The sequence below is a fragment of the Pseudomonas nicosulfuronedens genome, assembly GCF_005877905.1.
Taxonomy (GTDB): domain Bacteria; phylum Pseudomonadota; class Gammaproteobacteria; order Pseudomonadales; family Pseudomonadaceae; genus Pseudomonas; species Pseudomonas nicosulfuronedens.
Map to the genome: position 1 here is coordinate 41,910 of NZ_SWDV01000028.1, position 24,846 is coordinate 66,755.

General features: G+C 66.3%; 18 protein-coding genes. 7 read left to right on the plus strand and 11 right to left on the minus strand.

All coding sequences use genetic code 11. From position 1 onward, the window contains the following. Positions 1 to 10 precede the first annotated feature (10 nt). From FAS41_RS20395 to FAS41_RS20405, 3 genes are read right to left on the minus strand one after another with little or no spacing between them, the layout of a single operon-like run. A complete protein-coding gene (locus FAS41_RS20395; RefSeq protein ID WP_138525259.1) occupies positions 11 to 1,279 on the minus strand; it encodes an NAD(P)/FAD-dependent oxidoreductase in 1,269 nt (422 codons plus the stop codon). Next, positions 1,276 to 2,367 carry a polyamine ABC transporter substrate-binding protein gene (locus FAS41_RS20400; RefSeq protein ID WP_138525260.1) on the minus strand — a complete coding sequence of 364 codons (1,092 nt, stop codon included), beginning with the start codon at positions 2,365 to 2,367 and terminating at the stop codon, positions 1,276 to 1,278. Before FAS41_RS20400 ends, FAS41_RS20395 begins: the two co-directional genes overlap by 4 nt. Positions 2,368 to 2,424: 57 nt before the next feature. Next, entirely contained in the window at positions 2,425 to 3,723 is a 1,299-nt protein-coding gene (locus FAS41_RS20405) for an NAD(P)/FAD-dependent oxidoreductase (RefSeq protein WP_138525261.1), read from the minus strand. A gap of 158 nt (positions 3,724 to 3,881) precedes the next feature. Between FAS41_RS20405 and FAS41_RS20410 the strand changes: the two genes are divergently transcribed. The 4 genes from FAS41_RS20410 (at position 3,882) to FAS41_RS20425 (ending at position 8,811) form a co-directional block, all read left to right on the plus strand. After that, the gene (locus tag FAS41_RS20410) at positions 3,882 to 4,790 is read left to right on the plus strand and encodes a LysR substrate-binding domain-containing protein (protein ID WP_138525262.1); all 909 of its coding nucleotides are present in this window, start codon (positions 3,882 to 3,884) and stop codon (positions 4,788 to 4,790) included. A 128-nt stretch (positions 4,791 to 4,918) separates the two neighbouring features. Next, positions 4,919 to 5,431 carry a sigma-70 family RNA polymerase sigma factor gene (locus FAS41_RS20415; protein ID WP_138525263.1) on the plus strand — a complete coding sequence of 171 codons (513 nt, stop codon included), beginning with the start codon at positions 4,919 to 4,921 and terminating at the stop codon, positions 5,429 to 5,431. Beyond that, on the plus strand, positions 5,428 to 6,342 hold the full coding sequence (locus FAS41_RS20420; RefSeq protein ID WP_138525264.1) for a FecR family protein: 915 nt from the start codon (positions 5,428 to 5,430) through the stop codon (positions 6,340 to 6,342). Before FAS41_RS20415 ends, FAS41_RS20420 begins: the two co-directional genes overlap by 4 nt. Positions 6,343 to 6,417: 75 nt before the next feature. Next, positions 6,418 to 8,811 carry a TonB-dependent siderophore receptor gene (locus tag FAS41_RS20425; protein WP_138525265.1) on the plus strand — a complete coding sequence of 798 codons (2,394 nt, stop codon included), beginning with the start codon at positions 6,418 to 6,420 and terminating at the stop codon, positions 8,809 to 8,811. Here the strand turns inward: FAS41_RS20425 and FAS41_RS20430 are convergent. From FAS41_RS20430 to FAS41_RS20440, 3 genes are all read right to left on the minus strand, one after another. Then, positions 8,805 to 9,938, minus strand: a complete 1,134-nt coding sequence (locus tag FAS41_RS20430; protein ID WP_138525266.1) for a M14 family metallopeptidase — start codon at positions 9,936 to 9,938, stop codon at positions 8,805 to 8,807. The two genes, FAS41_RS20425 and FAS41_RS20430, sit on opposite strands and share 7 nt — an antisense overlap. 107 nt (positions 9,939 to 10,045) lie before the next feature. Then, positions 10,046 to 10,939: a LysR family transcriptional regulator gene (locus tag FAS41_RS20435; protein ID WP_138525267.1), complete on the minus strand. Its 894-nt coding sequence runs from the start codon at positions 10,937 to 10,939 to the stop codon at positions 10,046 to 10,048. A gap of 101 nt (positions 10,940 to 11,040) precedes the next feature. Continuing rightward, complete coding sequence (locus tag FAS41_RS20440) at positions 11,041 to 12,420, minus strand: APC family permease (RefSeq protein WP_138525268.1); 1,380 nt, start codon at positions 12,418 to 12,420, stop codon at positions 11,041 to 11,043. 759 nt (positions 12,421 to 13,179) lie between these two features. Here FAS41_RS20440 and FAS41_RS20445 point away from each other — a divergent pair. Next, positions 13,180 to 14,157, plus strand: a complete 978-nt coding sequence (locus tag FAS41_RS20445) for an alpha/beta fold hydrolase (RefSeq protein WP_138525269.1) — start codon at positions 13,180 to 13,182, stop codon at positions 14,155 to 14,157. Between the two features lie 51 nt (positions 14,158 to 14,208). Here the strand turns inward: FAS41_RS20445 and FAS41_RS20450 are convergent, their stop codons facing one another. The 4 genes from FAS41_RS20450 to FAS41_RS20465 all read right to left on the minus strand — a co-directional run bounded on the left by FAS41_RS20450 (position 14,209) and on the right by FAS41_RS20465 (position 21,674). After that, a complete protein-coding gene (locus FAS41_RS20450) occupies positions 14,209 to 14,958 on the minus strand; it encodes an SDR family NAD(P)-dependent oxidoreductase (RefSeq protein ID WP_138525270.1) in 750 nt (249 codons plus the stop codon). Then, positions 14,958 to 15,380 (minus strand): MerR family transcriptional regulator, encoded by a 423-nt coding sequence (locus FAS41_RS20455; protein WP_138525271.1) that lies wholly within the window; start codon positions 15,378 to 15,380, stop codon positions 14,958 to 14,960. The genes FAS41_RS20450 and FAS41_RS20455 overlap by 1 nt, the downstream gene beginning before the upstream one ends. 67 nt (positions 15,381 to 15,447) lie before the next feature. Further along, the gene (locus FAS41_RS20460) at positions 15,448 to 20,943 is read right to left on the minus strand and encodes a trifunctional serine/threonine-protein kinase/ATP-binding protein/sensor histidine kinase (RefSeq protein ID WP_138525272.1); all 5,496 of its coding nucleotides are present in this window, start codon (positions 20,941 to 20,943) and stop codon (positions 15,448 to 15,450) included. Between the two features lie 68 nt (positions 20,944 to 21,011). Continuing rightward, complete coding sequence (locus tag FAS41_RS20465; protein ID WP_138525273.1) at positions 21,012 to 21,674, minus strand: response regulator transcription factor; 663 nt, start codon at positions 21,672 to 21,674, stop codon at positions 21,012 to 21,014. Positions 21,675 to 21,998: 324 nt separating this feature from the next. On the opposite strand from FAS41_RS20465, the gene FAS41_RS20470 reads away from it, so the two are divergent. Then, complete coding sequence (locus FAS41_RS20470) at positions 21,999 to 22,970, plus strand: GlxA family transcriptional regulator (protein ID WP_138525274.1); 972 nt, start codon at positions 21,999 to 22,001, stop codon at positions 22,968 to 22,970. A 15-nt stretch (positions 22,971 to 22,985) separates the two neighbouring features. Here the strand turns inward: FAS41_RS20470 and FAS41_RS20475 are convergent, their stop codons facing one another. Continuing rightward, positions 22,986 to 23,921, minus strand: coding sequence for a LysR family transcriptional regulator (locus tag FAS41_RS20475; RefSeq protein ID WP_138525275.1), 936 nt, complete (start codon positions 23,919 to 23,921; stop codon positions 22,986 to 22,988). Between the two features lie 341 nt (positions 23,922 to 24,262). On the opposite strand from FAS41_RS20475, the gene FAS41_RS20480 reads away from it, so the two are divergent. Beyond that, a complete protein-coding gene (locus tag FAS41_RS20480) occupies positions 24,263 to 24,637 on the plus strand; it encodes a response regulator transcription factor (RefSeq protein WP_138525276.1) in 375 nt (124 codons plus the stop codon). Positions 24,638 to 24,846: the final 209 nt, after the last annotated feature.

Consider the following 24,846-nt stretch of genomic DNA (forward strand, 5'->3'; position numbering starts at 1 on the left):
CGCCAAGGCTTCAGCGCGAACCGAAGCGGCTGGCGAGGAAGGGCGTCACCGGCACGCTGGTGACCAGGTCGCTGGCCTGCTCGGCGAGCAGCTGGCCGGTGATGGCGCCCAGGGTCAGGCCGATATGGCCGTGGCCGAAGTTGTAGAAGACCTGAGGCAGGCGCCACGATGGGCCGAGCACCGGCATGCTGTCCGGCACCGAGGAGCGGAAGCCCATCCACTGCGACACCGGCTCGTGCTGCAAGCGCAGGAAGCGTCGTGCGCCACGGGTCAGGTAGCGGTAGCGCGCCGGGCTCGGCAGCGCCTCCAGCCCAGCGAATTCCACCGTGCCGGCGACGCGCAGGCCCTGCGCCATGGGTGTCATGTAGAAGCCGCCGGCACCCCAGCAAACCGGGCGATTGAGCACCTGCCCGGCATGCCCGAAGAGCACGTGGTAACCGCGCTCCGTGTCCTGCGGCACCGCATCGCCCAACTGATCCACCAGCGTGCGCGACCAGGCGCCGGTACACAGCGCCACGCGGTCGGCAGTCAGGTGCTCGCCGGCCACCAGCTGCGCCTGCACCGCGTCCCTGCCCTGCCCGGCCGGTTCCAGGCCCAGCAGCTCGCCACGGCGAAACTCGCCGCCCAAGGCCAGGAAGCGTTCGAACAGACGCAGGCTCAGCGCGTAGGGATCAAGCGTGCGGCTCACGCCGGGCAGCTCCACCGCGCAACTCGCGCGTGCGTTGAGCGCCGGTTCCTGCTCGCGCAACTCGCCCCCTTCGACGAAACGGATCGGCACGTCGAAGCGCCGGTGGTAATCCACCATAGCCTGCGCATCGCGGCGTTCATGCTCCTCGAAGAGGTACAGCGAACCGTCATGACGGATCAGGTCGTTGGCGCCGGCCTCGTCGAACAGTCCCTGCCACGCGCCCATGCAGGGGCGCAGCAGGGTGTTGAGGTCGTGGCCGATGGCTTCGACGCGATCACGCCGCGAGGCTGCCAGGAACCGCAGCAGCCACGGCGCAATGCTCGGCAGGTAGGCCGGGCGGATCGCCAGCGGGCTGTCCGGGCGCAGCAGCATGCCCGGCGCCTTGCGCCAGATGCCAGGCGTGGCCACCGGCTCCACCGAGTAGGTGGCGAAGGTGCAGGCGTTGCCGAACGAAGTGGCGAGGCCGGGCGGATTGCGGTCCAGCAGGGTCACGCGGAAGTCACGGCGCTGCAATTGCAGCGCCGTGGCCAGGCCGACCACGCCGGCGCCGACCACCAGGGCATGGCGGCGCAGGTCGTTAGGCTGGGTCATTTGCCGCTCATCACGCGGGTCCACAGGCGGGTGCTCATGCGCATCCCGGACGGCGACAGGGTCTTGATCGGGAACAGGGTGTCGAGCACTTCCTGCGGCGGGTACACGGCCGGGTTGGCGCGCAGTTCCGGCTTCACGTACGAGGTCGCGGCGGCGTTGCCGTTGGGGTACTGCACGGCGTTGGTGATGTTGGCGATCACTTCCGGCTGCAGCAGGTAGTTCATGTAGGCGTAGGCGTTATCCAGGTGCGGCGCGCCCTTGGGAATCACCACGGTGTCCACCGCGATGGTGCTGCCTTCGCGCGGCAGGCTGTAGCCGATCTTCACGCCGTTGCCGGCCTGCTGGGCGGTGGTCATGGCCTGCAGCACGTCGCCGCTGAAGCCGATGGCGACGCAGATGTTGCCGTTGGCCAGGTCGCTGACGTACTTGGACTGGTGGAAGTAGCGGATCGACGGGCGAATGGCCTGCAGCGCCGCTTCGGCGGCCTTGAAGTCGTCCGGGTTCTGGCTGGCCGGATCACGGCCGAGCACCTTGAGGGTGATGGGCACCATCTGGGTGGCGTTGTCGATGACCGCGATACCGCACTGGGCGAGCTTTTCCGCGTTCTTCGGATCGAACAGCAGCTGCCAGCTGCGGGTAACGTCGGTGTTGCCGAAGATGGCCTTGATCCTGTCCTCGTTGTAGCCGATGCCGACAGTCACCCAGAGGTAGGGAATGGCGTAGCGGTTACCCGGGTCGCTGACCTCGAGGATCTTCATCAGCTTGGGATCGAGGTTGTTCCAGTTGGGCAGCTTGCTCTTGTCCAGCTCCTGGATGGCGCCGGCCTTGATCAGCCGCGGCAGGAAGTGGTTGGACGGGCTGGCCAGGTCATAGCCACTGGCGCCGGTCATCAGCTTGGCTTCGGTGGTCTCGTTGCTGTCCACCAGATCGTAGGTGGTCTGGATGCCGGTCTGCTGGGTGAAGTTCGCCAGGGTGTCGTCGGCGATGTAGCTGCTCCAGTTGGCGATGGTGACGGTCTGCGCCGCCTGGGTGGTGCCAGCCAACAGCGACAGGGCCAGGCCTGCCAGGGTCATGGGACGGATGATCATGCTGCCCTCGGTTTTTGTTTTCGGGATGGTCTTGGTTTGCGTGGGTAAAGCGGTGAGTCAGGCCTCGGCGCGCGCGCGGCGCACTTCCCAGGCCATGCGCAGCGAGGCGCCGATATCGAAGAACGGGCTGGGCGGCAGGTAGCCGGGGCTGGCCTGGGACAGCACGTCGGCCAGCACGGGCGAGCTGTCGCCCACCGCCATCTCCACCAGCAGGCGCCCCCACAGGGTGCCGCGCGCCACACCCGAACCATTGCAGCCAGCGACGGCATGCAGACCCTGGTCGATGCGGGCGAAGTACGGCTCGCCGGAGCGGGTGCCACTCAGGTGGCCGGTCCAGGTGTAGGCGATGTCAGCCTCGACGATGCTGGGAAAGCGCTTCTGCAAACCGACGAGATGACGGCGGCGACGCTCGGCCAGTGCACTGTTGTCGAGATCGCGATGGCGGTATTCGACGGTGTTGCGGATCAGCAGCCGGCGACCCGGCAGCAGGCGTACGGTGCCGCCGCCCGGTAGTGGCGCGAGCACGCCCCACTGGCGCTCGCCGAACAGAGACTCCCAGCGCGGCTCGTCCAGCGGACGGGTGATGCTGGCGCTCAGTTCCAGCGGGAAGGTGCCGCTGTCCTGCAAGCCTGCGCGGGCAATGAAAGCGCCGAGGCAGACCAGTACCTGTGGAGCCTGCACCTCACCCTGCGCGGTCCGCGCTACCCAGCCCTGGCCGCTGCGGCGCAGGTCGCTCACGTCGCTCTGCTCGAAGACCTCTACAGACGCCGGCAGGCTGTCCGCGAGTCCTTTCACATAGCTCGCCGGTTGCAGCAGCGCATTGCCGCCCGCGCAATGAATGGCCCGCGCATAGAAGCCACTGCCCAGGCGTTGCTCCAGCGCCAGGCCTTCGTAGTAGCGCGCGTTGGCGCCCACCGACGCCAGGGTAGCGAGGATGCCGTCGATATCGCCCAGGTGCTCGGGCCGATGCGCGGCGAAGTGATAGCCGTCCTCGAAAAACTCGCAGTCGATACCCAGCCCTGCAATCCGCTGGCGAACTTCCTGCGCCGCCGCGATACCGATGCGCGAGGCGACCTGGTAGGCCGCATGGCCGGGCTGCCCGAGGCGTTCGCTGGCGGCAGGCAGTTCATGGGCGACGACGAAACCGGAATTGCGCGCGGAAGCACCCTGGGCGATGCGCTGGCGCTCCAGCAGCACGATGCGCTGTTGGGGGAAACGCGCTGCCAGCGTGTGGGCAGCGGACAAGCCGGTGATGCCGCCACCGATGATCAGCCAGTCCGCCCGCTGGGTGCCGCTCAGCGTCGGCCGCGCGGGCAGCTCGCCCGCCAGGGCGATCCAGCCACAGTGATTGTTCATTACCCGGCACTCCTTCACAATCCATGCGCCGGGCGTATCCAAGCGATTTCCCCGATGGCGCGTCATGACCAGAATCTACGGGCAGTTTCGCTGGCCGCACCAACGCTCATTTTTCATCCTGGTATTCTCAAAACGCATAGATTGCAGAGGGAAGCGTCATGGACAAACTGCTGCGTGTTCCCTCCCTGCAAGCCCTTCAGGCCCTGGTGCAGGTCGCCGACTCCGGCAGCTTCACCGCCGCCGCGCAACAGCTGCACCTGACCCAGAGCGCCATCAGCCGACAGGTGCAACAGCTGGAGGAGTACTACCGCGTGCCGCTGTTCGACCGCACCAGCCGCAAGGTGGCGCTGACCGACGCCGGTCGCGAAGTGCACGCGGTGGCCGAGGGCATGCTCCAGCAACTGCTGCGCCTGGAAGAGCGCCTTGCCCCGGCCTCGGCGGAGCGGCCGTTCCGCATCCGTATTTTCGTTTCGCTGGCGGTGCGCTGGCTGCTGCCGCGCCTGAGTTCCTTCTACTCGCGGCACCCGGAGCTGTGCCTGTCCATCGAGACGGTGGGCGGCGAAGTGGTGGACGACGGCGGTGACTGCGACGCCTACGTGCTCTACCTGCCCAGTGGCAGCGACCCGCAGGGCCGAGCGCTGACGCCGCTGTACGACGAATACCTGATCCCGGTCTGCGCCCCCCGCCTGGACGACGGCCAGGAGCCGCCGCGTTCGCTGGAGGAACTGGCGCGCCACCCGCTGATCCACGCTTCCAGCGGCGGCCTGGAATGGCCGCAGTGGCTGCGCGCCCAGGCCGCTCCGCCGCCTGCGCAGTTCAAGCACATGCTGTTCAACCTCGACGACCTGGCGCTGGACGCCGCCACCCGCGGCCTGGGCGTCGCCATGACCGACCTCATGCTGGCTCACGACGCATTGCAGCGCGGCGACCTCATCGTGCCCTTTGGCGAGGCACTGAAAACCGGCGGCCGCTACGCGCTGTGGCTACGCGACAGCGGCGCCGCCCACCCGGCCTGTCAGCCGGTGCTCGACTGGTTCGAGGAACAGCGCAACCAGTTGGAGTCCTGAGGCGCGCTCGCCTCAAGGCCGAGCCAGTGCGACCATCAAATGCTAATCACTTGCATTTACAGAAGAGAAACGAATCAGTAGACTCGCCCGCCTGACACCGGAAGCCGCAGCTCGCGAAGGCCTGCAGAATGGAATGGAACGGAATCAATCTGCGCTGGGCCTACACCGACCTGCTGCTCGGCCTGAGCCGCAAGACCCAATGTGTGCAGCTCGCCTATGACGTGCTGCACGATGCATTCATCCGCTTCATCCTCGCCAGCCAACGCACCGCCATCGAGCAGCCCAACGCCTACCTGCGGCGGGTCGCGCATTCCGTCCTGATCGACCACTACCGCGACGCCTCGCGTTTCTATCCCCTGCCCGAGGGTGATCTCGAGCCCTGGATGGATACCCGCGAGGACGCCGAGTTCGCCCCCTCCGCCGAGCACCTGGCCGACCTGCAGCAACGCCTGGAAGCCATCCAGCGCATCCTCGAGTGCCTGCCGGCGCGCTGCCGGGAAGTGTTCTGGCTGGCGCGCATAGAGGGTCACCGCCAGGTGGAGGTCGCCCGGATGCTCGGCATCAGTATTTCCATGGTGGAACGCCACCTGATCCGCGCCCTGCTGAACCTGCGCGAAGCGCGCGAGCAGCTGTCCTCGTGAGCGCCAGACGGCAGCAGGCGGCACGCTGGTTCACCCGCCTGCTGGACCTGCCCGGCGATCATCCCGAGCGCCAGGCGTTTGCCCGCTGGCTCGCCGCCGACCCGCAGAACGCCAAGGAGTACCAGGCATTCAGCGAACTCTGGGGCAACTTCTCGAGCACGCCGCAGACCCAGGCGCTCGCCGGCGCCATGGAGAACCTGAGTCGCCGGCGCTTCGTGCGCAACGGGGCGGTGGGCGGCTTGCTGCTGGCGGTCGCCGCCGGTTGGCTGGTGTCGATGCGCAGCCGCCAGGGCGAGCAGATGCTGATGACCGGCATCGGCGAGCGACGCCGCTTCATCCTGGAGGAAGGCAGCGAAGTCTTCCTCGACGCCGACACCCGGCTGCATGTGCTGTTCAGCGAATCGACCCGCCAGGTATTCCTGCTGCGTGGCCGCGCGATCTTCAACGTGGAGCATGCGCCTGCACGTCCCTTCGTAGTCGATGCCGGCGCCGCGCAGGTGCGCGTGCTGGGCACGCGGTTCGTCGTCGAGCGGCTGGAGCCGCAGGTACGGGTGAGCGTCGCCGAGGGACGGGTCGAGTTCTCCAGCGCCGGCCAGCGCCTGGTACTCGAACGCGACCAGGTCGGCGAGCTCGATGCCCTGGGGCAGTTGCACGCCCTGAAGCGCCCGGCGAGCAATGCCTTCAGCTTCTCCCAGGGCAACCTGGTGTTCGAGCGCGCCAGCCTGGGCGAGATCGCCGCCACCCTGTCGCGCTATCGCAAGACACCGGTGAAGGCACTGCAACCCGCTGCGCAATCGATCACGGCCGTGGTGCAGCTGGCGGATGTGGAGAGCTTCCTCGCCCTGCTGCCCGAGCTGGCCGCTGTTCGCATCGAGCAAGGCAGCGGGGTCACGCTGCTGGTGCCGCGCTGATTTTCTTCCGGACCAGGTAGGGGTTTCTTCGCGCTGCTCCGTCATTGGTTATCCAAGTCCCTGACGAGCTTTGCCATGAAGTCGATTTCCCTCAAGTCCCTGGCGGTCTCCAGCACCCTGGCATTCACCCTCAACGCCTTCGCCGCGCCGGTGGCGCTGGACCTGCCACCGCAGCCCCTGGCGACCTCGCTCAAGCAACTGGCGAACCTCGCCGGCGTGACCCTGGCGATGGACGACCAACTGGTGGCAGACCGCATCGCGCCCGCTCTCAAGGGCAACTACGAATTCAACGGCGCGCTGGACGAGCTGCTCGCCGGCTCAGGCCTTGGCGTTCGCCAGCAGGGCGGCGCGTGGCTGATCGTCCGTCGCGACACCTCCGACGTGCTGGACCTCTCCTCCACTACCGTCAGCGGCCGCGGCCTGGGCACCACCACCGAAGGCACGCACTCCTACGCCACCAAGGCCATCACCATCGGCAAAGGTGAGCAGACGCTTCTGGAAACCCCACAGTCGGTCACCGTCATCACGCGCCAGCGCATGGATGACCAGAACATGAACAACCTGCAGGACGCGATGCGCCAGGTCACCGGCGCCACGGTGAAGACCTACAACACCGGCTCCAGCCTCAACGACGTGTACATGCGCGGCTTCCTCGTGGACCAGGTGCAGGTCGACGGCGTTTCGCAGATCACCGGCCAGGGCGACATGGCGACCAGCTTCGACCTGGCCATGTACGACCGCGTCGAAGTCCTGCGCGGACCGGGCGGCCTGTACGCCGGCTCCGGCGAGCCGGCCGGCACCATCAACCTGGTGCGCAAGCGCGCGCTGGGGACCTTCGGCCTGAGCGGGGAAATGGCCGCCGGCTCCTGGGATCGCTACCGCAGCATGGTCGACGTCACCGGTCCGCTGAACGAGGAAGGGACGATCCGCGGCCGCTCGGTCATGGCCTATGAGCACAACAAGTCCTTCGTCGACTATGTGCAGAACGAACGCCCGATGTTCTACGGCCGCCTGGAGATGGATCTGGCCCCCAGCACCACCCTGTCCTTCGGCGGCGCCTACCAGAAGAACAACTCCACGCCGGCCTTCGGCCTGCCCGCCTACGCCGACGGCACCCTGCTCGACGTGCCGCGCTCCACCTACATCGACGCGAAGTGGAACCGCATGAAGGAGGAAACCTGGGAAGCCTTCTCCGAGCTCGACCACACCCTGGACAACGGCGGCCAGTGGAAGACCTCCCTGACCTACCGAGACGCACGCCTGCCACAGCGCGAGTTCAGCTGGACCACCTGGGTGGTCAACCCGGACACCCAGACCGCCGATGCAGCGCGCTACTCGTACTACGAGCGGATCAAGACACTGGGCCTGGACAGCTTCGTCACCACGCCCTTCAGCCTGGCGGGGCGCACCCATGAACTCACCCTGGGCGGTGAATACCAGCACCTGGACAAGGCCTTCACCTACGGCTCGGTGGACCTGGACCACGACGGCTACGCCGACGAGGTGCCGATTGGCATCGACGGCGCCAACGACCTCCCACGCCTGGACATGCCGCACACCAACTTCAACTACACCAAGAGCCGCCAGTACGGCCTCTATGGCCGCACCAAGCTCAGCGTGACCGACGAACTGGACGTGATCCTGGGCTCGCGCGTGACCTGGTACGACGCCGACGCGAAGAACGCCAACACCTTCTTCAACAACTTCGGCTCCCCGTCTACCCAGACCAACGCCAAGGTCATTCCCTACGGCGCGCTGATCTACAAGCTCACCCCGACACTGGCGGCCTATGCCAGCTACACCAGCGTGTTCAAGCCGCAGAGCGAGACGGATGCCAGTGGCGAGAAGATGATCGCGCCGCACAAGGGCAAGCAATACGAGGTGGGCCTGAAGCAGGAGCTGATGGACGGCCGCTTGAATGCCTCGGTCGCCCTGTTTCGCATCTACGACGAGAACCGCGCCCAGTGGAGCGGCAGCCCGGTCAACGCCTATGAAGCGCAGGGCAAGGTTCGCAGCCAGGGCTGGGAAGCCGAGCTGACCGGCAACCTGACCGACAACTGGAGCATCGTCACCGGCTACGCCTTCACCATGACCCGCCTGCTGGACGACGACCCGAACAATGGCCTCAGTTCGGGAGACACCTTCAGCACCATCACGCCCAAGCACAACTTCAACCTGTGGTCCAAGTACGAATTCCTTGACGGCACGCTGAAGGGTTTCCATGTGGCCGGCGGTACCCGCGTGGTCAGCGAAACACTCTATACCCGCAGCAATACCGACTTCGTCCAGCCCGGTTACGCAGTCTCCACGGCGCAGCTCGGCTACCGGTTCAACGACCACCTGAGCTCGACGCTGACCGCCAACAACCTCTTCGACCGCAAGTACTACGAGCGTGTCGACAGTGCCTGGGGCTCGAACTTCTACGGCGAGCCACGCAACCTGATGCTGACCCTGCGCGCCACCTATTGAGGCAAGGCGTTCCCACCCTCGACGTGGGGACACAAGCCGGCGGGAATATCGCTGCTCAATCCCTCCACCGCTCTCCAGGCCGTCTCCCGCGCGCGGGTCAGCACGGCCTGTTTCCACTCCTCCGTGTCGACGTAGAAGGCATCGCGCAGTTGCTGCTTGATCCGTCGCACCTTTGCCGCCGGTGCGTCGGGCGTGCGATGCAGCCACTGGTCCGCGCGCAGCGCTTCCAGGACCTGCGGACCGGGCACGGTGCCGAACTCCAGGCTCATGGAGATCAGCAATGCCTGCGGACACTCCTCGAGTGCTGCATGGACCAGCTTGCCGCTGAGCTTCACCGACACGCTGTTGCCCTCCTCCGTGGAACGCACCTCATCGCCCCACCACGTGCGGGCGCGAACCAGCGCTTCGGGACGCGGGTCGCCCGAGTAGATGTATTCGCCGTAGCCGGTAGGACCGAGGCCGGTGTGTACGTCGATCCAGGCCATCTCGCGACATTGCCGGCCATGCTGGCGCAGCACCTTGCGCACGGTACGGTTGCTCCAGGTCGGCTGCGAGCCGGAAAAGAACAGGCCATCGGGATGACTGGCCTGGCCGGACGAGATCGCCTTCTGCAACTCCCAGCGACCATGGCGCAGTGCATAGCCGAGCAGATGCAAGCGCCCCAACGGGCTGGGCCAGCGCCGCGGCGCGAGCACCGGGTCCAGGCGCGCGTAACCGGGGTTCTCCGGCGCTGCCTGGGCGAAGTCGCGGAAGTTGCGGTTGAGGTCGACGTTCTCCTGGGTCCAGCGACGCCACCAGGAGAAGCCGTAGGGATTGGCAGCGTGCAGGTAGAGCACTGCGCAATCGTTGCGGCGCGCGTACTCGCGCCATGCACTGTCGGCGAGCAGCGCGCTCTGCACGCCCGAGCCACAGAAGCCTTCGACGCCATGGCAGCCGCTGCTGATGATCAGCAGGCGCTGCGCATCCATCGGACCCTCACGGGCGACGTCCACCGCCAGCGTCTCGCCGTCGCGCCCGCTCAGTGGATGGACGTGGGACTCCACCGGCAAGCCGGCGGCCGCACAGGCGTCGAGGAACTTGCTGCGCGCCTGGGCGTAGCTCTGGGAGAAATACGACGATGCATTCATGGCGACTCCGGCCGTTTCCTGTGGCAAATGGCGGCCGGCAGGATGCATCAGCGCGAAAACGCGGAGTAATGATCTCTACACATGAGCATTGAGGCTGGTTATGCCGGTCACGCCTGTTCCGCACGGAAAGCAGCTGCCATTTCCTCGGCCAGCAACCGGGCTTCACGGGTCATCAGTTCCTCCGCCCGGGTGACCAGCGAGATGCTCGCCACCGGCGTGGCCTCGGCGATCCGCAAGGGCTCCAGCACCTGGGCCACCATCGGCAGAGCCAGCATGTGCTGCGACCAGAAACTCACCGCATCGGTGTTGGCCGCCAGCTCCAGGTAGAGCAGCGACGAGGAGCATTCGGTGATGCGCTTGGGTGGCGCCACCTGGCGTTCGCGGAAGAACTGCCCGGCCAGGGCGACTTCCAGCGGGTCGGAGAGCAGCCATTCGAGGTCCAGAAGCTCGTGCAGCGATCGCGCGGCCGCCAGGGGATGCCCCTTGCGTACCGCCAGCGCCGAAGGCTGCGGCGCCAACTCGCGCCAGACCTGCCCGTCGGCCTGATCCGCCATCGGCTGGGTCGTCAGCACCAGGTCCAGCCGGCCCTCCTTCAGCCCTTCGAACAGCTGCACCGAACGTAGCTCGAAGATCTGCAGCTGCACGTTGGGGTACAGCTCGCGGTAACGCCTGAAGCAATTGGCGAAGGCGCGATTGGGCGTCACCGGCGATACGCCGATGGCTACACGGCCAGCCATCTCACCCTTCAGGGTGTCGATCTCTTCGCGGGCGCGGCGCACTTCCTCGGTGACCAGCCGGGCCATGCTGACCAGCCGTTCGCCATAGGGCGTGACCGTCACCCCACGATTCGAGCGCACCAGCAGCGGCACGCCCAGCTCGCCTTCCAGTTCCTTCACCGCCTTGGACAGCGACGGCTGAGTCACGTCGAGCAGCCGCGAGGCTTCCTGGATGCTGCCGCTCTCGGCGATGGTGCGCAGGGCGCGCAATTGATGCAATTTCATGGCGAAATCCGGCCAGTTCCTCGAATTCGCGCCACCTTAACCAGTATCAGGCAGGCTTGAAAAGAAGCCGGGGCCAGGCCCGGCCTCTCTCCGCCCGACGATCACTCCGCCATGTTCAGGTCCGGCAGCGGCTGCTGGAACATCCGCGTGGCGCTGGCCAGGCAGATGAAGCCCAGGCACATCCAGGCGAAACCGATCATGAACGACATGCCCGACAGGCTCGACCACAGCCAGATGGTGCTCAGGAAGCCCACCGCCGGCAGCGCGCCGTAGCGCAGGTAATTGCCCTTGCCGGTGAGGCGCTCGTCGACCAGGTAGTGCTTGATCACCGCCAGGTTCACTGCGGAGAACGCGAACAGTGCGCCGAAGCTGATCATGTTGGCGACGGTATCCAGGGTGACGAACAGGGCGATCAGCGAGAGCAGGCTGATCAGCATGATCGCCGTGGCCGGCACGCGTTTCTTCGTCACCAGCTTGCCGAACACGCGGGGCAGCGCGCCGTCCCGGCCCATGGCGAACAGCACGCGGGAGACGCTCGCCTGGGACACCATCGCCGAGGCGAAGCAGCCGGCCACGTAGGTGGCGGTGAAGAAGGTCACCAGCCACTCGCCGCCGATACGGCGCAGCACGTCCAGCGACGCGGAGTCGGCATCGGTGAGCGCCTGCCATTCGGGGAATACCAGTTGGCCGAAGTAGGCCATGACGATGAACAGCACGCCGCCGATCAGGGTCACCAGCATGATCGCCGCCGGAATCTGCCGACGCGGCTCGGGCGTTTCCTCGGCCATGGTCGACACGGCGTCGAAGCCGAGGAACGACAGGCACAGCACCGCCGCGCCGGACATCACCAGCGGCAGGCTGAAGTGCTCGTCATAGAAAGGCTGCACCAGCGGCACCGGTTCGGCCTGGGCGCCCAGGTGGCTCACCGACAGCGCGATGAACACCACGACGAACACCATCTGCGCGACGATCAGCACCCAGTTGACGCGGGTGATGGATTCGATACCCACGAGGTTGAGCAGGGTCACCAGCACGATCGAGCCAAGGATCCAGACCGACAGCGGTACCGAGGGGAAATAGTCGGTCATGTAGATGCCGATCAGCAGGTAGCTCAGCAGCGGCAGGAAGATGTAATCCAGCAGCAGCGTCCAGCCCGCCAGGAAGCCGAACGCCGCACCGAAGGTCTTGCGTGTGTAGCTGTAGACCGACCCCGAATACGGATGCGCCTGCACCATCCGTCCGTAGCTGTACGCAGTCAGCAGCATGGCCGCCAGCGTGAAGAGATAGGCCGCCGGCAGGTGGCCCTTGCTCATGCGGGTGACCAGGCCGTAGGTGGTGAAGACCGCCAGCGGCACCATGTAGGCCAGGCCGAACAGCACCAGCGCCGGGATGCCCAGCGATTTGCGGAAGGACCGCGAGGGCGACTCGTGAGATTGATGGGCAGGCAAGGAAGTAGCGGACGCGCTTGTTGTTTTTTTCATGGCTGACTCATGGACTGCGAGCGACGGGCGCTCGTTGGGCTGGAACGGCGTGATGCCGGTCGAGGCTTCCTGGGCAGCGGTCGGGAGCCCGGCGGTTTCAGCCGGGGCAAAGCTTCGGGCAGCCGCTGCCGGAAAGATTCAGCGGAGGTCTGTCGGGGTAGCCCGGCAGGCTATTCGGGTCAGGCGGAGCCTGGTCAGCGGAGCCGGGAGGCAATGCGCAAAAGCGCTCTTCTTCCGTACGGCGAGTATGAGGTCGCCATCGAGCGTTTCATCGATGAAAGTCTGCGCTGCAAAACACTGCCGCCACTCGTTGAACGCTTGCACCCGGGCACTCCTGTTGACCGCCTCGAAGGACGTTGTTGTTGGAATGGGGGCGCATGGTGCTTCAGCTTTTCGCCGAGGAAAATTAGTAAAAATATCTTCGCGGTCAATGAAAAAAATGGCCGGCCGTTGTGGACCCGCTGCCCTGCCTCGCTGTCATGCGAGGGAATTTCGACCACGATTGGCTCCCGGGTTTAGCGCCATCCACCGCCCCGTGGCAGGGCCGTTCACAGCGGCACAGGCACGCCCCGGTGTAGCCCCGCGAAACCTAAGTATGGTGGCGCGATACCCATGGACGATGGTGAGAGTCCCCGGCCAGCGAATAGGGTTTTCCTACCGGCAATCCGGCCTGCACAACGATAGCAACGTCGCTACGAACCCAGACCGAGCCGGCCTCCCATTCGCCGCGCGAGCGGCCCCCTGACGAGAGCTTTCACCATGACCGACGAGACCCAAGGAACCACCCGCCGCGCCCTGATGAGCGCTGGCGTAGCCGCTGCCACCCTGGCGGTGGCCGTCCCCCTGCTGGCGGGCCAGGCGAGCGCCGCCCAGGCACCCGGCGCAACGGGGGCGCGCCGCAAGGAGCAAGGGTCGGGCTATCTCACCCTGCGCGACGGCGCCCAACTGTTCTACAAGGATTGGGGCAGCGGGCAGCCCATCGTGTTCCACCACGGCTGGCCGCTCTCGGGGGACGACTGGGACAATCAGATGCTGTTCTTCCTCGCCAGGGGCTACCGCGTGATCGCCCATGACCGCCGTGGCCATGGCCGCTCCACACAGACGGCGCAAGGTAATGACATGGATACCTACGCCGCCGACCTGGCGGAACTGGCGGCGTACCTGGACCTGAAAAATGCCGTGCACATCGGCCACTCCACCGGTGGTGGCGAGGTCGCCCGCTACGTCGCGCGCCATGGTGCCGGCCGCGTTGCCAAGGCCGTGCTGATCGGCGCTGTACCGCCGATCATGCTGCAATCCGAGAAGAACCCCGGCGGACTGCCGCTGAAGGTCTTCGATGGCTTCCGCGAGGCACTCGCCGCCAGTCGCTCGAACTTCTACCGCGACGTGGCGGCAGGCCCCTTCTACGGCTTCAATCGGCCGGGTGCGAAGGTCTCCGAAGCGGTGATCGACAATTGGTGGCGCCAGGGCATGAATGGCGGCGCCAAGGCTCATTACGACTGCATTGCAGCCTTCTCGGAAACCGACTTCACGGAGGATCTGAAGCAGATCGCGGTGCCGACCCTGGTGCTGCACGGGGAGGACGACCAGATCGTCCCCATCGACGACTCCGCGCGGCTCTCGATCAAGCTGTTGCGGCACGGCACCCTGAAGACCTACCCCGGCCTGCCCCACGGCATGTGCACCACCCACGCCGACACCATCAACGCGGACCTGCTGGCCTTCATCAAAAGCTGACGGCGGCATAACGCAAAAGGCCCGGCGCGTTCGCACCGGGCCTTTTGCGGTTCAGAGCTGCGACAAACCGCCATCGACACACAGGTCGACGCCGGTGATGAAACTGCTGTCGTCGGATGCGAGGAACAGCGCCGCGTTCGCCAACTCTTCCGGCCGGCCAAGACGGCCCAGCGGAATCAACCCCGCCAGCTGCTTTTCGAACGCGCCGAACTGCGCCTCGCCGATCCCCATCTTGCCGATGATCGGGGTCAGCACCGGACCGGGACTCAGGCAGTTGACGCGGATGTTGCGCCCCTTGAGTTCCCCCGCCCAGCTGCGGGCGAAGGAGCGCACCGCCGCCTTGGTCGCCGCATAGACCACGTGGGCTTCCAGTGCCTTCAGGTGGGCGATGGACGACACCAGCACGATGGACCCGCCGTCACGCAGCAGCGGCAACGCTTTCTGGATGGTGTAGAAGACGCCCTTGACGTTGATGTCGAACTGCTCGTCGAACTGCTGTTCGTCAACCCGATCCCCCGGAGCCGGGCGAATGATGCCGGCATTGGCGACCAACACGTCGAGGCGACCGAAGCGCTCGCCCACCTCCTGATACAGCGCGTCCAGATCCGCCAGCCGGCTGGCGTCCGCGCAGATACCAACGGCGCTTTCACCGATGAGGCCGACCGCCTCCTCCAGCGCATCCCGGCGGCGTCCGGTGATGACCACTTCGGCGCCTTCCAGGGCGAATCGTTGTGCGGTGGCCAATCCGATACCGCTGTTGCCGCCCGTGACCAGGGCAACCTTGTTGCTTAGCTTTCCCATCATCTCTCCAACGTGGTTTGTGCATGAGCTCGTTCGGGAGGTCGGAAATCGGGGGCGCGTGCCAGGCTCTCGTGCAGGGGCAGATAGCGTTCGACCTTCTCCGCCAGGCGCTCGCGGCGCTCGGCCAGTTGCGCCTGGAGTGCGTCCAGCGCGACCAGCTTTTCCAGGTGCTGCTGCAGGCAGGCGAGGAAGCCTTCGCTGTCTTCATCCTCCTCCAGGTACTGCAACAGGCCGTGGATCTGCCGGGTGCTGAAGCCGCACTCGAGCAGCTCGCGAACCCACAGCACGCGCTGCACCATGGCTAGCGCGTAGTCGCGATAGCCATTGTCCAGCCGCGACGACTCGATCAACTGCCGCGACTCGTAATGGCGCAGCGCACGTGTACTGACGCCGGCCCGCGAGGCCAGCTCTCCGATTTGCATGTCTACCTCCGATGGGAGAACTCTGGGGGCTTGACGCTAGTGTCAAGGTCAAGCCCCTCCGGCTTTTTCAGGCGCCTTTCGCGGGATGCGCCGGCAGGGTGAACTGCACCACCGCGCCGCGAGGCTGGTTGACGCTGGCCCAGAGACGGCCGCCATGGCTGTCGATGATCGAGCGGCAGATCGACAGGCCCATGCCCATGCCGGTGGCCTTGGTGGTGTAGAACGGGGCGAAGAGCAGGTCCGCATTGCTCTGGGCGAAGCCTGGCCCGCTGTCGCGTACCCTTACCCGCACGCCTTCCTCGTCGAACTCGGAGCTGACCAGCAGTTGGCGCTCGCCGGCAGGCTCACCGCCCATGGCTTCCAGGGCATTGACGATCAGGTTGAGCATCACCTGCTGTAACTCGACCCGGTCGCCCTCCACTTCCGGCAGGCCGTCGGCGAGTTCGACACGCACCACCGCGCCGCACTTGGCTGCCTCGCCCCGGGTGAACTCGACCATCTCGCGCAGCGCCGCGCTGACGTCCACGGGCTGCCTCTGCGGCGGGGTCTTGCGGATCAGCTGGCGGATGCGCCCCAGCACCTCGGCCGCTCGATTGGCGTCCTTGATGATGCGTCCCAGCACCTGGCTGACCTCACCCAGCTCCGGCGGCTGCGCACCCAGCCAGCGCAAGGCGGCATTGGCATTGGTAACGGTGGCGGCAATCGGCTGGTTCACCTCGTGGGCGATGGACGCCGCCAGTTGCCCCATGGTCGCCACGCGGTTGGCGTGGGCCAGTTCCGTCTGCACCTCGCGATAGCGGCGCTCGCCCTCGCGCACGCGCTCCTCGGCCCGCTTGCGCTCGGTGAGATCGAGCACGAAGGCCACGCCCTCCTGCTGGTTGGCCTCGAAAGCCGCCAGGCCGACGATCACCGGCACGCGGCTGCCATCCTTGCGGATGTACTCCTTCTCGAAGGGGTGCGCATGCCCGGTCCGAATGGCCGTGGCCAGATGCGCCTGGCTCAGTGCCAACGATTCGGGTGGGGTCATGTCGTGCCAGCGCACGCGGCCGGACAGCAGGTCGTCGCGCTCGTAGCCGACCATGCGCAGGAAGGCGTCGTTGGCTTCGGCTATCTCGCCGCCGGCACTCCAGACGATGATGCCGATGATGTTGGCGTCCACCAGCCGACGGATCTTCGCTTCGCGCTCCGCCGCATCGCGGTACAGACGCGCGTTCTCCAGGGAGATCGCCGCCTGTAAGGCCAGCAGCCGCAGCACGGCGATCCGCGCCGGGCTGAACACGCCGGCCGAAAGGTTGTTCTCCAGGTACAGCGCGCCGGTGAGCCTGGCCTGGTTCATCAGTGGCATGCAGAGGATCGAACGCACGCCGTGCTGGCGGACATAGGGGTCGGTGGTGAATCCCGGATCGACCATGGCGTCTTCCAGGCACAGACTCTCGCCGGTGCGCAGCACCTGGTAGAGCACCGTTTCAGCCAGCGCGACCGCGCTGATCGGTTCGTTGCACAACAGCATCGCCCCATCGCCGACAGTCGCCAGCGCCGCGATGCGCGGCTCCCCCGTTTCGGCGAGGACCAGCACGCCGCGTTCGGCGCCGGCCTGTTCGATGGCGGTGCGCATCACCATGTCGATCAGCTTCTCCAGAACGATTTCCCCGGAGGCGGCCTGAGACACCTTGAGCACGGTGGCCAGATCCAGGTGTTCCACCGGGGTGGCGATGGTCGAGGTCGGGCCAGGCGCGGGCTCCTCGTTGCGCAGGTAGCGATAGCGTCCCTCCAGTTGACGCACCTTGCCGTCGGCGCCCCAGCGCAGATAGCCGTAACGCGCGTCCTGCAGATAGACGCGGGCGATCCTGGTCAGCCCGCGTGCGCCGTAGAAGCGCCCCGCCAGCTCGTTGGCCAGCGCCTCGATCTGCACGAAGCCGTTGCCCTGCGCTTGGCGGATGGCCTCTTCATAGAGCAGCTCGGCGTCAACCAGCTGCCCTTCGACGCGGGCGATTTCCGCGCCCACCAGTGCCACGCGGCAGGCGAAGGATTCGGCGCACTGCTGCGCCCACACCTGCAACTGCACGTGATGGCCAGTCAGCTGCTGCAAAAGGCCGGGCCGCTCGCCGGCCTCAATGGCATCGAAGCTGGCGGCCAGGGTCAACGCCGCGTGGAAGTGAAACTCGGCCTCCTCGGTGAAGGACTCCACCACCCACAGCAGCGCCTTCGCCCGCCCCACGCAGTCCATGGCCACGGCGCAGTCCCCCGCCATGCAGCGCGCCTGCAGCTTGCGCGTCCAGTACTTGGCCGCTGCCAGCGCCAGGCCCGGCGTGCTCTCCAAGTGCGCTTCGAAACGCGCCTCGTCGAACTGCGGGTCGTCGAAACAGCCAAAGGTCGAGGTCTGCCCGCGAAGCGTACGGATCAGCGCCAGCTGCGTGCTGATGAAATCCACCACCAGGCCGAAGCGCACCTTCTGCGCATAAGCCAGTCCCTGCTCCGCCTCTTCATGGACCTGCGCCAGCGGCTCGCCGAGGAACAGCACATCGGAGATGTGGCCGTTGCCGGCATAGGCGGCGTAAGCCAGGTCGCCGACGCGGTTGGCCGCGACGAAAGCACGGCGCAGTAGCTCCCGACACTCGCCTACCGGGCGCATCCAGCGCGCCACGAACATCGAGAAGCACAGATAGGTTCGCGCTTCATGGCGATTCAGGCCGCGCCGGTCGACCAGCTCGCAGCCCAGGCGACCAAAGCGGTAGCCGGCCTCGAAATCACCGAAACGGCGGCCAGCGATCCGCCCGACATTCGCGTAGAGCATGCAGGAGGCGTCGCAGTTGCCCCGCTCCAGGCTCAGGCTGACGGCCTTGCAGATGGTCAGGCAGGCCAGGTTGGCGTCGCTCTGCAGGGCCGGAGCGAACAGTTTGCCGAGGGCATCGAGGGTCGCCAGGGAGGCGGCATCCTCCATCAGCGGCAGGTCGATCAGTTGTTCGATACTGCGCTCGCCCAGTTGCGTCCAGATCTGCTGGTATTCCTCGCGCACCTGCTTGTCGCCCGGGTGTGCCGACCAGTGGATGCCGACCGCCTGCAGGTACGCCAGGCACACGGCGACGGCCCTGTCGCTGTGGTCCTGCAACAGGCACACGTCCATCTGCAGGCAGGCCACCGCCGCCTGCTCCACCGTGGTGGCAGCGCGTGGCGTCAGCGCGGTCAGGCGCTCGTCAGCCAGCGCCAGCTGGCCAGTAAGGAATTCACACTCGGCACGATTGAGCTCCAGGGCGAAGCACAGGTCGTGGCGGCGCTCCCAGCAATCACCGTCGAGCAGCTCCGCCCCGGTACCCAGGTAGGCCAGCGCCGAGCCATAGGCACTGGAAGCCTTGGCGCGTTGCCCAGCCAGCAGGTTGTATTCGGCCAGTTGTTCACGCTCGGCGCGGGCCTCGATCAGCCTGGCGCCGCGATTGAGCTGGCCGACGATCTCGAAGATGGCCTCTTCGCGCCGCTCCGCAGGCGTCTGCTCGGCCAGCAGGCGGCCAATGCGCAGGTGCGCCTCGGCACGGGCGGTTTCAGCGATCAGTGAATACGCTGCCTCGTGAATGCGGTCGTGGGCAAACGCGCAGGCGCCCTCCACGCGCTCCACCAGTTCCTGGCGCACCGCCGACCAGAGTATCGAGTGGACCTTGGCCGACGGCAGGTCGAGCACGGTCGCCAAGGTATCGATCTGAGCCATGTTGCCCAGGCAGGCCAACTGCTGCAGGGCCTCGCGGGTTTCCAGCGGCAGGCGCGCAAGCTTGCCGACCATGAGGTCGACGACATTGTCGGTGAAGCCCTTGGCGTGGATGCGCTCCGGCTCCCAGCGCCAGCGCCGGGCGTCGTGGTCGTAGGTCAGCAACTCTTCCTCGGCCAGCGCCTGGAGGAACTGGATGACGAAGAACGGGTTGCCGGCGGTCTTGTCCTGCACCAGTCGGGCCAGCGCCACGATGCTCGGCGGCGGACAGCGGAGGGCCTCAGCGATCAACTGCTCGATGTGCGCGCGCGCGAGCGGCGCCAGGCGGATCTCGTCGATGCGCACGCCGGCCTGGCGGATAGCTTGGAGCTTGCGCGTCAGCGGATGAGTGGCATCCACCTCGTTGTCGCGGTAGGCGCCCACCAGCATCAGGTGGCGCAGCTCCGAATGGGTGAGCAGGTCTTCCAGCAGGTCGAGGGTCGCCGCATCCAGCCATTGCAGGTCGTCGAGGAACAGCGCCAGCGGGTGGTCGGCGCGGGCGAACACCCCGATGAAGCGGCGGAACACCAGCAGGAAGCGACGCTGAGCCTGCTGCGGCTCCAGTTCCGGCACCGGTGGCTGATCGCCGATGATCAGCCGCAGCTCGGGAATCAGATCGGTAATCAACCGGGCGTTGGGCTCCAGCGCCTCCAGCAGTGCACTGCGCCAGCCCTCCAGCACGTCGCCGCTCTTGCCCAGCAGCGTGCGCACCAGCCCCTGGAAGGCCTGCACCAGCGTCGAGTAGGGAATGTCGCGCTTGTACTGGTCGAACTTGCCGGAAGCGAACAATCCGCGCGGCGGCACCAGCACCTTGTGCAACTCGTTGACCACCGAGGACTTGCCGATCCCGGAATAGCCTGACACCAGCACCAATTCGGGTGTGCTGCTGGCGACGATGCGCGCGAAGGCCTCGACCAGCACCTCGACCTCATGTTCGCGGCCGTAGAGCTTCTCGGGGACCAGCAGGCGATCCGGTGTGCCCTGTTCGTCCAGCGTGAAGGCTTCGATGCGCCCTTCCCGCTGCCAGTCGTCCAGACAGCGACGCAGGTCGTGCTCGACGCCGGCAGCACTCTGGTAACGCTCCTCGGCGGTCTTGGCGAGCAGCTTGAGAACGATCAGCGAGAGCATCGGTGGCACGCCAGCAACCCGTTCGCCGGGCGGCAGGGGCTTGCGTGCGATGTGGCAGTGCACCCATTCCATCGGGTCGCTGGCGGTGAACGGCAGCGCTCCCGTGAGCATCTGGTAGAGGACCACGCCAAAGGCATAAAGGTCGCTGCGCGAGTCGATGGAGCGGTTCATCCGCCCGGTCTGTTCCGGCGCCATGTAGGCCAGCGTGCCGGCAATGGTCTCCGGCGGTTCGGGCGCCTGGCGCTCGCGCGGCAACTTCGAGGCCAGGCCGAAGCCGGTCAGGCGCGCCTGGCCATCGGTGCAGTTGACCTGGATGTGGTTGGGCTTGAGGTCCTTGTGCACCAGGCCGCGCTGGTGCAGGTGGCGCAGCGCCACGGCGATGTCCACGGCCAGGCGCAGACAGGTTCCAATGTCCAGGGCCTGGCGCAGCAAGCCTGACAGCGGCTCGCCGCCGGGGTCGTCTAGCAGCAGGCGGGTCTTGCCGCCTTCGCGATGCAGCGCCTGCGGGCGCAGCGCCCAGGCGCTGTGCAGTTCGTCACGCAGGCTGTACTCGTGGGCCAGCCGATCCAGCGTGGCAGGCAAGGGATGTTCGGCGGCCGGGCGCACCAGCAGCACGCTGGCACCGCCATCACCGGATGGGCGGGCGCGGCAGAACACCCGCTCGCCGTCGTCCCACAGGATCTTCTGTTTGCTGGCCATCGGCTCGGCAACCTCTCAGGGGTTTCTGCTGCCCCCGAGTGGCGGTCAGCGACGGTCTTGCAATCGGTTCAGGTCGTCCGCTGTAACGGCTCGACGCCCAACGCCTCGGCCATACGCACCAGATCGGCGACGGAGCGCGCGGCCAGCTTCTTCATCACCTGGCCGCGGTGAACCTTCACGGTCACTTCGCTGAGATTGAGCTCGGCGGCGATCTGCTTGTTCATCAATCCCGCCACGACGAAGCGCAGCACTTCACGCTCGCGCAGAGTCAGTGCCTCGAACGCCTGGCGCAACGCCGCAACGGACTGTTCGGCCTGCAAGCGCTCGCCGTCTCGGACCAAGGCGCTGGCTACCGCGTCCAGCATGTCCTGGTCGCGGAAGGGCTTGGCCAGGAAGTCCACCGCACCGGCCTTCATGGCCTTGACCGTCATGGCGATATCGCCGTGGCCGGTCATGAACACGATGGGCATGCGCACCCCGCTCTTCTCCATCTGCTCCTGGAAGGCCAGGCCGCTCTCGCCGCGCAGGCGCACGTCGAGAACCAGGCAACTGGGCACTTCATGCCGGACAAAAGACAGAAAGGCCTGGGTGGAATCGAAGGTCTGCACCTGCAGGCCGATGGAGCGCAGCAAGCCATCGAGGGCGAGGCGCATGGACTCGTCGTCATCGACCACATAGACCACCGGCTCCTTCGGGCCTTGCGGCGGATTGAAATGCGACGACGAGCTCATCTTGCCTCCTTTCGGGACCGCGACACTCGCGGTGTGCAGGTCAAAAAATCTAGTCCATGATGGGGCTCGCGGCAAAATGCCAGCCCAATGGTCATGGGGGCCGGGGCGATGCCTGCGGATTCGTCCATGGCGCGCACCACACCGCTGCTGCGAGCAAGGCTAGCCTGGCGAAGCGAAGCGCCGCCAGGCCAGAAAACCCTGAATATCGGCCACACCTGTGGCCCTTGAAGCGCCCGGCCACTGTCTTTCTTCCACCCGGCCACCCGAACAGGCAGAACCCCGATGGCAAGCGCCTTTACTCCTCCTATCCCGCTCCCGGCGACGATGCCGATCACCGTCGCCTTCGTCGCCTACCCGCGGATGGGCCTGCTCGACCTGAGCGGTGCCCAGACTGTGTTCTGGGCCGCCAGCAAGGCCCTGGTACAACGCGGCCTGCCAGGCTACCGACTGCTGACGGCAAGCCTGTGCGGCGGCCTGGTGAGCACCGTCGAAGGATTATCGGTGGACACCAGCGGCCTGGCTGAACTCGACCTCGCCGAAGTCGACACTCTGGTTGTCCCCGGCGCCCCGGACATCTGCGAAACCCTCGACAGTCACGGTGAACTGGCGGCCTGGCTGAACCACGCGGCGCCCAGAGTGCGCCGGGTTGCATCGGTGTGCAGCGGCGCCTTCCTGCTGGCCAAGGCTGGCTTGCTCGACGGCTGCCGAGCCGCGACCCACTGGGCCATGTGCGACACCCTGCAACAGTGCTTCCCGGCCCTGGAAGTAGACGCCGACGCGATCTTCATCCAGCAGGGAGCGGTCTGGACCTCGGCGGGCGTCACCGCCGGCATCGACCTCGCACTGGCGCTGGTGGAAGCCGACTGCGGCCGTGAAGTCAGCATGCAGGCGGCGCGGGAGCTGGTGGTCTACCTCAAGCGCCCTGGCGGGCAGGCGCAGTACAGCACCCTGCTGCAATTGCAGACCCAGGACAGCCCGGCCTTCGACGAACTGCACCTGTGGCTGGCGGAGAATCTGGGCGATGCAGAGCTCACCGTGGAACGCCTGGCCGAGCAGGCGAAGATGAGCCTGCGCAACTTCTCCCGCGTGTACAAGGAACGCACCGGGCGCACGCCGGCCAAGGCCATCGAGCTGTTCCGGCTGGAAGCGGCGAAACGCCTGTTGGAAAACTCCTCGCGCAACATAGAGCAGATCGCCCGCGCCTGCGGTTTCGCCGACGAGGAACGGCTGCGCAGCACCTTCCAGCGCCACCTGTCGATCTCGCCGCGCGACTACCGCAGCCGTTTCACCCGCTGAGCGTTGCAGCCGCGCTCAGGCCACGGCCAGCGCCAGCGAACGCTCCGGCTGCGGCTCCAGGTGACGGGCGAAACAGCCGCGCAGCCAGCGCTCACGCGGGTCGGCATGGCTGGTGCCGCGCCAGGCCATGGACAGGTCGGGACTCGACAACGGCAGCGGCGCGTATTCGGCGCGCAGGCCTTCCACCCGCGCCATTGCCTGCGCCACGTAGTCGGGCACGATGGCGAGCATGTCGCTGCCGGCCAGCAGCACCGGCAAGGCGCTGAACTGCGGCACCGCCAGCACCACCCGGCGCTGCCGGTCATGATGCGCCAAGGCGCGGTCGACATCGTCGGTCACCTTGCCCAATGCGGACACCGCCACATGGGGCCGCCGGCAGAACTCATCGAGGCTCACTGGCCCCGCCGCCGAATCCGCGCGCAGCAGCATCGGCTGCACCGGACGCAGGCTGCGGCAATGGGCGCTGGCCGGCAGCTCCTGCGCCTGGCCGATGCCCAGGGAAATATCCCCAGCGACCAGCAGCTGCGGCATTTGCCAGGTATCGACCCGGCGCACCACCAGGGTGATGTTTGGCGCTTCGGCGCGCAGTTGCTGCATCAGCCGTGGCAGCAGTGCGTATTCGACTTCGTCGCACAGCCCGACGTGGAAGGTTTCTTCGCTGGTGCGCGGATCGAACTCCCGCGCGCAGCTCAGGGCCAGGGCGATGCCTTCCAGGGCTGGCCCCAGGCGCACGTGGATTTCCTCGGCCCGCGCAGTGGGCTCCATCGCTCTCCCGCTGCGGATGAACAGCGGGTCGTCGAACATCGTCCGCAGACGGTTCAACGCACTGCTCACGGTGGTCTGACAGAGGAACAGGCGTTCGCCCGCCCGGGTCACGTTGCGCTCGCGCATCATGGTTTCGAAGACCACCAGCAAGTTGATGTCAGCATGTCGCAGGTCATTTCTGTTCATGGTTTCGCCCGCCTGGTGAAGTTGCATCCGAACAGCCTTTCGCTGGGCCCGCTCACTTCTCCAGGCTTGCGATGTGATTGCAGATTATTCAGGCGAAACCTTCTAGTCAGTTGTACATGGGTGCTATACAGCCACCCGTTGGTTATCTGAACCGATACCTGGGTATTGTTCCAGCAGACTTGTCGACGCAACTATCATCGAGATCAGACTGCAAGCCGGAATATCCATACTCAGGTGTTGTCCGACTATACCTAGGTATACTTCTCCGACTTGTTCGACGGCGTATCTTGCAAGTACGGCAGGCGCCGCCACGAGCGCCCCAGAGGATGCAAAAGACGCAAATGCGCAATAAGGCTGTCATTGCAGTAGTCGACGACGACGAATCCCTGCGCACCGCGCTGGAAGGCCTGCTGCGTGCTACCGGGTACCTGGCTCGCACCTATGGCGGTGCCCGCGAGTTCCTCGACTCCGACGGCCCCGAACTGGCCGGCTGCCTGATCTCCGACATCCAGATGCCAGGCATGTGCGGCGTCGAACTCTACCAGGCGTTGCGCAGCCGTGGCCTGGAACTCCCCGTGATCTTCATGACCGCCTACCCCGGCGAAAAACCGCGCATCAACACCGCAATGCCCGGCGTCATCGCCTGCCTGCCCAAGCCGTTCGAAGCCGACCAGTTGCTGGACTGCATCGAGACCGCCCTGCTGCCCAAACTCTGAATTTCAGAATTCCCGGGCAAGTTACTGCGCCCACGCATTACCACCCAAAAGAGTACTGCCCGCAGCCTCACTCGATACCTTCGTATAGTCCCCTTCCACACATGCGTAATTCCCGCACACCGATGTAGAAGTGCATCCGGAAGTTCTCCTCCCTAGCATGGATTTACAGCGGACGACTGCCGACAGAACAACGCGAACCACAGTTTTCC